Source organism: Acidaminococcus sp. (assembly GCF_050873445.1).
GTDB lineage: Bacteria > Bacillota > Negativicutes > Acidaminococcales > Acidaminococcaceae > Acidaminococcus.
Window position 1 is genome coordinate 1 of sequence record NZ_JBNMIU010000060.1, and the last position, 12,259, is coordinate 12,259.

9 protein-coding genes are annotated in these 12,259 nt (G+C 55.0%); 7 read left to right on the plus strand and 2 right to left on the minus strand.

What is annotated here, in order from left to right; genetic code table 11:
* Positions 1 to 211 precede the first annotated feature (211 nt).
* Positions 212 to 2,275: a transglycosylase domain-containing protein gene (locus ACR0QW_RS09590; RefSeq protein WP_432643442.1), complete on the minus strand. Its 2,064-nt coding sequence runs from the start codon at positions 2,273 to 2,275 to the stop codon at positions 212 to 214.
* Between the two features lie 262 nt (positions 2,276 to 2,537).
* Here ACR0QW_RS09590 and greA point away from each other — a divergent pair, with 262 nt between their 5' ends.
* From greA to ACR0QW_RS09620, 6 genes are all read left to right on the plus strand, one after another.
* On the plus strand, positions 2,538 to 3,056 hold the full coding sequence (gene greA, locus ACR0QW_RS09595) for a transcription elongation factor GreA (protein WP_432643443.1): 519 nt from the start codon (positions 2,538 to 2,540) through the stop codon (positions 3,054 to 3,056).
* A 27-nt stretch (positions 3,057 to 3,083) separates the two neighbouring features.
* On the plus strand, positions 3,084 to 5,069 hold the full coding sequence (lysS, locus tag ACR0QW_RS09600) for a lysine--tRNA ligase (protein ID WP_432643444.1): 1,986 nt from the start codon (positions 3,084 to 3,086) through the stop codon (positions 5,067 to 5,069).
* Positions 5,070 to 5,136: 67 nt separating this feature from the next.
* Entirely contained in the window at positions 5,137 to 6,489 is a 1,353-nt protein-coding gene (locus ACR0QW_RS09605; RefSeq protein ID WP_432643445.1) for an MATE family efflux transporter, read from the plus strand.
* Between the two features lie 25 nt (positions 6,490 to 6,514).
* Positions 6,515 to 7,705, plus strand: coding sequence for a Zn-dependent hydrolase (locus tag ACR0QW_RS09610; RefSeq protein WP_432643446.1), 1,191 nt, complete (start codon positions 6,515 to 6,517; stop codon positions 7,703 to 7,705).
* On the plus strand, positions 7,705 to 8,256 hold the full coding sequence (locus ACR0QW_RS09615; protein WP_432643447.1) for a hypothetical protein: 552 nt from the start codon (positions 7,705 to 7,707) through the stop codon (positions 8,254 to 8,256). Before ACR0QW_RS09610 ends, ACR0QW_RS09615 begins: the two co-directional genes overlap by 1 nt.
* Positions 8,256 to 9,434, plus strand: a complete 1,179-nt coding sequence (locus tag ACR0QW_RS09620; RefSeq protein ID WP_432643448.1) for a M20 family metallopeptidase — start codon at positions 8,256 to 8,258, stop codon at positions 9,432 to 9,434. Before ACR0QW_RS09615 ends, ACR0QW_RS09620 begins: the two co-directional genes overlap by 1 nt.
* A gap of 62 nt (positions 9,435 to 9,496) precedes the next feature.
* Here the strand turns inward: ACR0QW_RS09620 and ACR0QW_RS09625 are convergent, their stop codons facing one another.
* A complete protein-coding gene (locus ACR0QW_RS09625; protein WP_432643449.1) occupies positions 9,497 to 10,831 on the minus strand; it encodes an MATE family efflux transporter in 1,335 nt (444 codons plus the stop codon).
* Positions 10,832 to 11,068: 237 nt separating this feature from the next.
* On the opposite strand from ACR0QW_RS09625, the gene pta reads away from it, so the two are divergent.
* Complete coding sequence (gene pta / locus ACR0QW_RS09630) at positions 11,069 to 12,085, plus strand: phosphate acetyltransferase (protein ID WP_432643450.1); 1,017 nt, start codon at positions 11,069 to 11,071, stop codon at positions 12,083 to 12,085.
* Positions 12,086 to 12,259: the final 174 nt, after the last annotated feature.

A 12,259-nucleotide genomic window follows, 5' to 3' on the forward strand; every position in this document is an offset into this window, starting at 1 on the left:
AATTCCCTGTTTGGGAGTACTATAATACACAGTTAGGTTTTTCATTGTCAGTTAAATTCTAACACGAAAAAGGACTTTCGGTTCGCAAGAATCGAAAGTCCTTTCTCGTGTTCATGGGGCCATTATTTCACAGCCCCTTTTTTTATGTGGTGAATGGACCACCTGGTCACTGGTGACAAAAAAGCCTGCCGCAATTGCGACAGGCTTTCTCTTACTGTTTCGGCGGCCGTACCGGCGGGGGCGTGGAGCTCTTGCCGGAGGAGCGGGGCGGCTGCGGTACATTGCCGTTTCCAGGCAGTGCATCGTCCTTGCCCTTACTGTTCTTCTTGGTATCGGCGGCTTTCTTGCTGGAACCGCTGCTCTTGGAAGAGCTCTTGGGCGCTTCATATTTCGGTGCGGGCATCTTGAACCCATCCGGCTTATCGAAGTCGGATGCCGGCGTATCGGCCAGGGCGTTGCTCATGAACGTCCGCCACAAGGTAGCAGGCTCACCGCCACCGGTCATGCCGCCCAGGGAATCGTTATTGTCGTCCCCGATCCAGACAGCACAGGCCAGGTCAGGAGTGAAGCCTACGAACCAGGCATCATGGTAATCGCTGGTGGTACCGGACTTACCGGCGCAGGTACGGTTGATGGCGGCACCACGGCCCGTACCACGGGTCATGACGTCTTCCATCATGGAGATCATCATGTAAGCGGTTTCCGGTTTTACCACCTGGGTGGGATTTGCCTTGTGTTCGTACAGGACCTTACCGTTCCGGTCCAGGATCTTGATGATGGGAGTGGGTTTGTTGAACTTGCCCATATTGGCGATACCGGCGTATGCACCGGCCATTTCCAGGGGCGTCACCCCATGGGTCAGACCGCCCAGGGCGATAACGGCGTTTTCATCGTCATCCACCAGGGTAGAGATGCCGAACTTCTTGGCCAGTTTTACAATCTTTTCAGGCCCGTACTTCATCGCCACCTTGACGGCAGGCACGTTGTAGGAGTAGGTGAGGGCCGTCCGGTATGAAACCGTACCATGGAAGCTGCGGTCGTAGTTCTGGGGGTTCCATTCGCCCGGGATCGGGGAATCTTCTACTGTATCGCCGGGTGTTGCACCCTGTTCGAAGGCATTCATGTAAACGAAAGGCTTGAATGCGGAACCTGGCTGCCGTTCTGCCATTACTGCACGGTTGAACTGGTCAGTACCCCGGCCGCCGATCATGGCTTTGATGTACCCGGTCTTGGGTTCCACGGCTACAATGGAGGACTGGGGCTGTTTCAGCTTGTTGCTGTCGGTGTAGTAGGTAGGCGTCTGGGCTGCAGCTTTTTCAGCAGCCTTCTGCATATCCGGATCCAGGGTGGTGTAGACTTTCAGACCCTGCTTGTATACAGCGTCGGGACCGAATTTATCCACCAGCAGCTGGATGACATAATCGATGAAGTATTTCTTGGAACCCGGAGATTCGTTCAGGCTCTTGTAGGTCAGAGGCTCTGCGTAGGCTTCGTCAGCCTGTTCCTTGGTGATGAACCCGTATTTGGTCATCTGTTCCAGCACCGTTTTCTGCCGTTCCTTGGCAGCCTTGGGGTTGGACAGGGGAGAGTAGTAGTTGGGGCTCTTGGGGATGCCGGCGATCATGGCACACTGGGCCAGGTCCAGATCCTGCACGTGCTTGCCGAAGTAGGTGTTGGCGGCGGTTTCCACGCCGTAGGAACCCTGGCCGAAGTAAATCTGGTTCATGTACATTTCCAGGATTTCGTTTTTGGTGTACTTCTGCTCGATTTGCAGGGCGATGAAGGCTTCGTGCAGCTTTCGGCTCAGGGTCTGTTCCTGGGTCAGGAAGTAGTTCTTGGCCAGCTGCTGGGTAATGGTACTGCCGCCCTGGACCTCACCCCACCGGATGTAGGTGTAGATGGCACGGCCGATGCCCCGGAAGTCGATGCCTCCGTGTTCATAGAAACGGATATCTTCCGCTGCCAGGAAGGCATGCTGCAGGTCCTTCGGGGTTTTGTCGATGGTCACGGGAATCCGGTCTTCTTCTGAATCCACAGTGGTAATCAGGTTGCCCTTGGCATCGAAGAATTGCGAAGACGCCATGGGAGCCATATCCTTGGTCAGGATCTTGGCTGTGGTGAATTTGGCCAGGGCGAAGAAGGCGGCTACCGAAAGGAAGCCCACCAGGATCAGGGCCAGCACAGCTGAAAAAATCGTGCCTCCCAATTTTTTATGTTTGTGAGGCGAAGGGGAACCAAAGACATTTCTCCAGTTCTTGTTCTTATTGCTTGTCATCACGTCAGCTCCTATATAGTTGAAAAATGGATTGGGAACATAAGTTACTGGATATTATACCACATTTGAACGGTTCCGTGTATAGCCGCGGAGATTTGTGCCCTCTTCCTCTTTCCGGAGAGGAAGATTCAAAATCCTTTCCTTATATAATATACATATAATATCCGTGGAATTCCCCTGCAGCATTGACAAATATCCGGCTGCAATCTATAATTTAAAAGATACGGTAGTAGCCAAAAAGCCTATAAAGGAGTCGTGAAACATGGCTGAACAAACGATTTTGACCGAAGAAGGTCTCAAAAAGTTAGAAGATGAACTGGATTACCTCCGTTCTGAAAAACGGCAGCAGGTTGCTGAACGGTTGAAGGTAGCTATTTCTTATGGTGATATCAGCGAAAACTCCGAGTACGATGACGCCAAAAACGAACAGGCCTTCGTAGAAGGACGGATCCTGACCCTGGAAAACATGATCCGCAATGCCAAAGTCATCAAAGACAGCGACATTACCAAGAACGTGGTTTCCCTGGGTTGCAAAGTGAAGATCGAAGACATGGAAACCCATGACCAGGAAGAATATACAGTTGTCGGTACCACCGAAGCTGATCCTATGGCAGATCCTCCCCGGATTTCCAACGAATCCCCTGTGGGCAAAGCCATCCTGAACCAGAAAGTAGGTTCTGTGGTAAAAGTCCGCACTCCGGTGGGTGAACTGGACTACAAGATTGTGGCCGTCAGCCGTCCCAGCGGCAAGAAAAAGGCTGCCGCCAAAGAAAGCAAATAATCAATCGATAGAATCAGGAGGGTTTTTATGTCCGACGAAAAGAAGAACCAACCGGACGTAGAGAAGGAAGCATTGGCGGACGAAGACGTCAATGAACAAATGCAGGTCCGTCTGGACAAGATGCACAAGCTGGAAGAAAAGGGCATCCTGCCTTTCGGCCATGCCTACCAGTGGACCCATCATACGAAGGAAGTCCATGACAACGTGGATACCATGGAAGCCAACGGCACGGTGGTGAAAGTGGCCGGCCGTCTCCTGGCCATCCGCGGCCATGGCAAGACCTGCTTCATGGACCTGCAGGACAAGACCGGCAAGATCCAGCTGTATGTCCGCAAGGACGAACTGGGCGAAGATGCCTACAGTGTGGTGAAACTGCTGGATATCGGCGATATTGTGGGTGTGGAAGGTACCGTTTTCAAGACCCATATGGGAGAACCGTCCATCCGGGTGCAGAAACTGGAATTCCTGTCCAAGGCTCTGAAACCCCTGCCGGAAAAATGGCACGGGCTGAAAGATAAGGAAATCCGCTACCGTCAGCGCTATGTGGATCTGATTGTGAACCCCGAAGTACGGGACGTGTTCGTGAAACGGACCCAGATCATCAAATGCATCCGGCAGGTGCTGGACGACCAGGGCTACCTGGAAGTGGAAACACCGGTACTGAACACCATTTCCGGCGGTGCTCAGGCCCGTCCGTTCATTACCCACCACAATGCCCTGGATATCGATCTGTATCTGCGGATTGCCACCGAACTGAACCTGAAGCGCCTGGTCGTGGGCGGTCTGGAACGGGTGTATGAACTGGGCCGTGTGTTCCGCAATGAAGGCATGGACATCAAACATAACCCGGAATTCACCACCCTGGAATGCTATGAAGCTTTCGGCGACTTCAATACCATGATGGACCTGACTGAAAAGATCGTGACCACCTGTGCTGAAAAGGTACTGGGGACCCTGAAGATCCAGTATGAAGGTACGGAAATCGATCTGACCGGCCCGTGGCCCCGGATGAGCATGATCGATGCCGTGAAGAAATACAGCGGCAAGGACTTCACCGGCGTCAAGGATGTGGAAGTGGCCCGTCAGATGGCCAAGGAAGCCGGCGTCGCTGTGGAACCCGCCTGGGGCGTGGGCAAGATCATCAACGCTTTCTTCGATGAATTCGTGGAAAAGAACCTGATCCAGCCCGTATTCATCACCGGGCATCCCAAAGAAATCTCTCCTCTTGCCAAGAGCAGCGTGGCTGATCCCGAGATCACCGACCGTTTCGAAGGGTACATCTTCGGACGGGAACTGTGCAACGGGTTCACTGAACTGAATGATCCTCTGGACCAGAAGGAACGGTTCGAGAAGCAGGTAGAAGACCGGAACGCCGGGGATGATGAAGCCGGCATGATGGATGAAGACTTCATCAACGCCCTGATGCATGGTCTGCCGCCTACAGGCGGTCTGGGCATCGGCATCGACCGGCTGGTGATGTTCCTGACGGGAGCCGTTTCCATCCGTGACGTGCTGCTGTTCCCGACCATGAAGCCGCTGGATAACAACGGCAAAAAGGAAGCAGAAGCCAAACCGGCAGCTGCTCCTGTGGCAGAAGCTGCCGCACCGGCTTTCCAGACCGTGGCTCCGGAAAAAATCGACTTCTCCAACGTGACCATTGAACCCCTGTTCAAGGATTTCGTGGACTTCGACAACTTTGCTGCCTGCGATTTCCGGGTAGTCAAGGTGAAGGACTGCTTCGCTGTACCCAAGAGCAAGAAACTGCTGCAGTTCACCCTGGACGATGGAACCGGCACGGACCGGACCATCCTGAGCGGGATCAAAGCGTACTACGATCCGGAAGAACTGGTGGGCAAGACCCTGGTGGCCATTGTGAACCTGCCGCCCCGGAAGATGATGGGCGTGGCATCCTGCGGGATGCTGCTGAGCGCAGAACATATGGAAGGGGAAGAACGGAAACTGCATCTGCTGATGCTGGATCCGCACATCCCTGCGGGCGCAAAACTGTGCTGATGGACTGAAATGAATGAAAGGAGGGTGTGAAAACGCCCTCCTTTTTTGGTGAAAGAAAAGGATAATTATGCAAAAAGAGATGACACGGGGACCCATCCTTCCCCAGATCCTCCAGTTCCTGTTCCCCCTTTTCGTGGGGAATGTATTCCAGCAGCTATACAACATGGCCGATATGATCATCGTAGGCCGGTATGTAGGAGCCGGTGCCCTGGCGGCAGTAGGTTCCACCGGGACCCTCATGTTCCTGGTCCTGGGCTTTGCACTGGGCATCACCGCAGGCTTCGGTATCCTGACTTCCCAGCGGTTCGGAGCCCGGGACAAAGCAGGGGTGCAGCGCAGTGTGGCCAATGGTACGCTGCTGGCCGTGCTGCTGTCCATCGTCATGACGGTGCTGAGTACGGTTGCGGTGCCCTGGCTGTTGTCGCTGATGAATACACCTGAAGACATTTTGGGGGATGCCCGGACCTATATCACCATCATTTTCCAGGGCTTGTTTGCCAATATCTTCTACAATATGGGTTCCGTGTTCCTTCGGGCGGTGGGGGACAGCAGGGCACCCCTGTTCTTCCTGGTTTTTTCCGCCTGCCTCAATGTGGGGCTGGATCTGCTGTGCATCCTGTATTTCCAGATGGGTGTGGCCGGTGCGGCGGTGGCAACGGTGGTGAGCCAGGCCATTTCCGCTCTGCTGTGCGCCGTCTACATCCTGCGGGCAGTACATATCCTGGTCCCGGAAAAGCAACAGTGGAAGCTTTACCGGTATGAAACCAGGGAACAGCTGCGCATGGGCCTTCCCATGGCTCTGCAGTTTTCCATTACCGCATCGGGGGTCATGATTGCCCAGGCTGCGGTCAACCTGTTCGGTTCTCTGGCGGTGGCGGCCTACACGGCTGCTTCCAAAGTCTCCATGCTGCTGACCCAGGGGTGCCTGTCCATGGGGCAGACCATGGCCACCTATGCAGGGCAGAACTTTGGCAAGGCCGATGTGGGGCGGATCCGGGAAGGAGTGAAGAAAGCACTGCAGGTCATGGCAGGGTATTCCCTGCTGGCGGCTATCGTACTCCACTATCTGCTGCCTTTCCTGGTGCAGTTCTTTTTTCCGGAAGGGACAGCTACCGCTGAACTGGTACCCTGGGCCCGGACCTATGGGGACATCGCCATGTGGTTCTACCTGCCCCTGAGCATGATCTTCATTTTCCGGAATGTGATGCAGGGGGTGGGCTATGCGCTGGCACCTACCCTGTGCGGGGTATTCGAACTGGGAGCACGGGGACTGACTGCCCTGGCAGGGATGGAAACCCACAGCTACGCCATTTCGGTTGCCTGCGACCCCATGGCCTGGCTGGTGGCTGGTATTTTTGCCCTGTTCGCCTACCGCTGGGTGATGGGGAATCTGGAAAAGAAACAGGGAAAAATGGTATAATCTGGCTGTAGAGGAGGGGAATCGTATGGTTCAAATCATGGATATTCTGCAAACCATTGCCCATTTCGGCAAACAGCCGGATGGTTCGTATACACGGCGGCTCTACAGCCCGGAATTTTTCCAGGCGGTGGAAGCGGCGGAAGCGCTGATGCATCAGGCCGGGCTCACCACCAGCCGGGATGCGGCGGGAAATCTGCACGGGGTGCTGCCGGGTAAGGATCCGGCGCTGAAGCATATCCTGCTGGGCTCCCATCTGGATACGGTCCCTTCCGGCGGGCTTTATGACGGAGCCTACGGAGTGGCGGCGGCCCTGGGCTGCGTATTGCGGCTGAAAGAGGAGGGCAGGCGTCTGCGCCATACGGTGGAGGTCTATGCCTTCAACGGGGAAGAAGCCAGCCCTCTGGGCGGTACCTTCGGCAGCCGGGCGCTGGCCGGACTTACGGATCCTGACCAGCCTCTGATGAAAGAAACACTGGCCGGTTTCGGCCACAGGGTGGAAGCAATCCTGGCCTGCAAACGGGATTTTTCGGATGCGGCCTGTTACCTGGAGACTCATATCGAGCAGGGGGGTCAGCTGGAAAAGAAGGGACTGCAGCTGGGTATCGTCAACGGCATTTCCAATATTGTCCGTTATCTGGTGACGGCTGAGGGGGAGAGCAACCACGGGGGCACCACGCCCATGGGAGATCGGAAAGATGCCATGGTGGGCATGGCCAAACTGATCGTGGCCGGGGACGCAGCATGCCGGGCCATCGGGCACAACACGGTGTTCACCGCTGGCAAGATCCAGTGCTGGCCCAACGCTTCCAATGTGGTGCCGGGCAAGGTGACCTGCACCTTTGAGATGCGCAACATCGACGACAAGTACACGGATGCCTTGATCGGGGATATCCGGAAGGTGGCAGAGGCCATCCCGGACTGTAGATTCAGCATCCGGCTGCTGATCCACAAGGACAGCGCCATCTGTGACAAGGGTCTGATGGAACAGTTTGAGCGTGCTGCGGACAATGCCGGGGCCACCTGGCAGGTGATGCCCAGCGGGGCCGGCCACGATGCCGATTCCATTGCACACCGGATCCCGGTGGGGATGCTGTTCATCCCCAGCCATCTGGGCATCAGCCACAGCGGGAAGGAATTCACTCCGCCGGAGGACGTGGAACGGGGCGGTGATGTGCTCTACCGGGCCCTGCTGGGACTGGACGGGAGGAACGGCTGATGGCCGGCGCTACCATCACTACGTTCACAGGGCTGGAGTTCGATCCCCTGGATCCCCGCCCGGACACCATCCGCATCGAAGACATTGCCCATGCCCTGTCACTGCTGTGCCGGGGAAATGGACATTGCAAAACGTTCTATTCCGTGGGACAGCACTGCATTGCCGCAGCCCGGGAGGCCCTGGCCCGGGGATACGACCGGCGGACGGCACTGGGGGCATTGCTCCACGATGCCGCGGAGTGCTATCTGTCGGATGTGCCCCATCCCTATAAAGCCAGTATGCCCCGGTACCGGGAGCTGGAAGACGCACTGCTGGCAGCCATTTTCCGGAAGTTCCTGGGCGGTCCCCTGCCGGCAGCGGAAAAGCAGCATATCCGGAAGATCGACCGGGCACTGATGTACAGCGACCTGCACCACCTGATGGACCATCCGGAAAACAGGGAGATGGAAGGGACCCTGCGGTGGAAAACGGACTACACCGTACGCCCCTTCCAGGAAGTAGAACAGGAGTATCTGGAGTTATACAGGAAATTGCATGGAGGAGAAAAATAATGGATATCCAGCAAATTGCCACATTGTGTGAAAGCCGTCGGGATGCATTATGTTCCATGGCGGACAAGATCTATGATTATGCCGAAATCGGACTGCAGGAGGTAAAATCTTCTGCCCTTCTGGAGGACTATCTGGAACAGCAGGGCTTTACGGTAGAAAAGGGTGTGGGCACGCTGCCCACCGCTTTCCGGGCTGTCTGGAAACAGGGAGAGGGAGGCCCCCGGCTGGGCTTCCTCTGTGAATATGATGCTCTGGAAAACATGGGCCACGGCTGCGGCCACCATATGCAGGGACCGTCCGTGATTGGTGCCGCCCTGACCGTGCGGGATCTGTTCAAGGGCAGCACCGTGCCCTTTACCATTGTGATCTACGGGACTCCTGCCGAGGAGACAGTCGGCGGCAAGACCATCATGCTGGAACATGGCTGTTTCAAGGATATCGACCTGGCCCTGATGATGCATGCGGCACCCACTACCTGCGTGGATGTGCGGTGCATGGCCGACAAGAGCTATCTGGTGGAATTCCACGGCAGGAGCGCCCATGCGGCCATGAACCCGGAAAAGGGACGCAGCGCCTTCGATGCGGCCCTCCTGAGCTTCAATGCCATCGAGTTTCTGCGGGAACATGTGCTGGACGATACCCGGATGCACTATACGGTACGGGATGCAGGCGGCCCGGCCAACGTGGTGCCTGACAAGGCCGTGGCCCAGTACGAACTGCGGTCTTACAGCACTGATTACCTGAAGAGCCTGGAACCCCGGTTCCTGGACATCTTGAAAGGGGCTGCCCTGATGACGGGTACTACCTATACGATTCCGGAAACCCACGAGTTCTATGCCAAGATCCCCTGCCTGAAATTGAATGACTTGGTCATGGAACAGGCACGGGCCTTTGGAGCACCCCAGATTGCGGAACCCCGGAAAAAGACCGGTTCCACGGATTTCGGCATTGTGATGTACCATATGCCCGGCACCTGCATCCGCACGGCTTTTGTGCCGGAAGGGACGTCGGCCCATTCCGCGGAATATGTGAAAGCCGGCAAGACTGAGGCTGCCCATGATGCCATCCTGTACGGCAGCAAGATCCTGGCTGCTGCCTGTGCAAGGATCTTGGAGGAGCCGCAGCTGTTGGAAGAGATGTGGAAGGAATTCAGGGAAAGAAAAGCAGGGAAAAGGTGACCAGTCCGATGCTGGAAAAAAATGCAGGAGCTGTGAAGGATGATTTCACAGCTCCTGCATTTTTATAGCTTCACTTTATCGATCCATCTCCGGCTGTGGTACTCGTAATAGCTGATCAGCCAGTTGGCGCTCCAGCCTACCGGTTCGGCCATCCAGACCATCTGGATGCCGTAAATGGGGGCCAGGGTCAGGGAAATTACAATCCGCAGGCCCAGATTGGTCAGGTTGGCGATGGTGAACAGCTTCATGTCGCCGGCCCCCCGCAGTACGCCGTCCACTGCCATCTTGAAGCCGATAATGCTGATGAAGAAGCCCACGAATTTCAGGAATGACGTGCCCGTTTCCAGCGCTACTGCCGATGCACGGTCGCCCAGGAAGAACCGGATGATGGGTTCGTTGCAGGTTTCCAGCACGATCAGGATGATCACCGCGTACAGTATCACCAGCTTATTGGCACTGTGGTAGCCCTGGATTACCCGGTCTACTTTCCTGGCTCCCAGATTCTGGCCGGTGTAGGGACTGATGGCGTTGCCGATGGCATTCATAGGTACGGTGCATACGTACTGGATCCGCAAGGCGGAAGAGTACCCGGCCAGGGCCGCGGCCCCGAAACTGTTTACCACTCCCTGTACCAGCATCATGCCGATGGAGACGATGGACTGCTGCAAAATGGAAGGCAGGGCGATGGTGGTCATCTTGCCCAGCTGGGTCCTGCTGAAATAGCCGGGAGCGCTGCCCAGGTCATGGATCAGGTGCATGAACACGCCGTAGGACAGCATTGCTGAAAGCCCCTGGCTGATCAGGGTGGCCCAGGCGGCTCCGGCCACGCCCCAACCCAGGTTCCGGACCATGTAGATATCCAGGAATACGTTCAGGATGGAGGAGAAAATCAAAAAGTACAGAGGATACCGGGATTTGCCCAGGGCGTTGAACATGGCGGAGATGATGTTGTACATAAAAAGGAAGGGAAGGCCCAGAAAGTAGATCTGCAGGTATACTTCCGCCATGCCCAGGCTGTCCGCCGGGGTCTTCAGCCAGGTCATGATCTGGCTACTGGTGGCGCAGCCGAATACGCCCAAAAGGGTACTCAGCCCCAGAAAGGTGAGGAAGGCTGTGTAGATGGTCTGCTTCATATGGTCGTAATCGTGGGCGCCGAAATACCGGCTGACGATTACAGAAGCACCTATGCCGCCCCCGATGGCGATGCTGATGAATACCGTGGTGAGAGCGTAGGAGGCTCCTACGGCGGCCAGGGCGGCTTCACCCACATAACGGCCTACAATGGCTGAATCCACCGTATTGTACAGCTGCTGGAAAAAATTGCCCAGGATCATGGGCAGGGAAAACAGGAACAGGGCCTTCATGGGCCGGTCGGTCATTAGATAATCCCGATTCATGGTATGCCTCCAATTCTGCTGGCGAACAGCAAATTACAGATACCTTTAGTTTACAGAAAAATACTCGATTTTTCAACATGGAGACTTCTTTTGGAAAGAAATACTTATCAGAATATTTTTTGTTTTAATTTGGGAAAAGTTCGTATATGGTACAGACGAAAAACGTGCTATAATAAAACGTATGAAAAGGGGTGCTGTGCACCAACCTTTTAACTATTTGGGTAGGAGTGATATTAAATGGCATTTATGGACGAACTGAAGGCTCGTGTTAAACCTGCACAAAAGAGAATTGTGCTGCCGGAAAACGACAGTGACAGAGCTCTGCAAGCTGCTGCTATCGTTACCAAAGAAGGTTTTGCTAAAATCGTGCTGGTAGGGGATCCTGCTAAACTGCAAAAGGATGCAGAACGTTTGGGTATCAGCTTTGACGGTGTGGAAATCGTCAACCCTGCAACCTATGAAAAAATGGACGAACTGTGTGCTTACTTTGCAGAACGGAGAAAGAAAAAAGGCATGACCGTGGAAAAAGCACGGGAAATCATGCTGAACGATACCACGTTCTTCGGCGCTGGCCTGCTGGCCATGGGAGACGCTGACGGTGTGGTTTCCGGTTCTACCCGGACTTCCGCTGATACCATCAAGGCTGGTCTGCAGGTTGTAGGCGTAAAACCTGGCAACAAGACCGTATGCAGCGGTTTCATCATCCTGAGCGACAAGAAGAATCTGGGCGACAACGGCAAACTGGTCTTCGGTGACTGCGGCGTTATTATCGAACCGACTGCTGAACAGCTGGCTGATATTGCTGTAAGCTGCGTTGACCGTGCCCGCGACACCATGGGCATCAAAGAACCGAAAGTGGCTCTGCTGTGCTACTCCACCAAAGGTTCCGGCTCCGGCGACGAAGTGGACAAAGTCAAGGAAGCTGTTGAAATCCTGAAATCCCGCAACGTTGATTTCGACTTCGACGGTGAACTGCAGGCTGATGCCGCTCTGGTTCCTGAAGTGGGCGAACGCAAGGCTCCTGGCTCCAAAGTGGCCGGTCATGCCAATGTACTGATCTTCCCGAACCTGTGCGCTGCCAACATTGGCTACAAGCTGGTTGAACGGTTCAGCGGTGCTACCTGCCTTGGGCCTCTGGTACAAGGTCTGGCCAAACCGGTCCTGGATCTGAGCCGTGGCTGCTCTACCCAGGATGTTGTGGATGTATGTGCTGTCTGCGCCTGCGATGCCATCGCTGCTGAAAATAACAAATAATAGGTGCACTGAAAAAGACTGCCTGCGGGCAGTCTTTTTTTTGGTTCTTTGTCAAATGTTGGGGCGAATTTCAAATCATCCACCATTCATGGACGTGAGCATTTTTGCTTACGTCCATCTTTAATTTAGTTTTACCTTAGACAACAGTAATATCCTTCCTCGAAATCGTTTAAA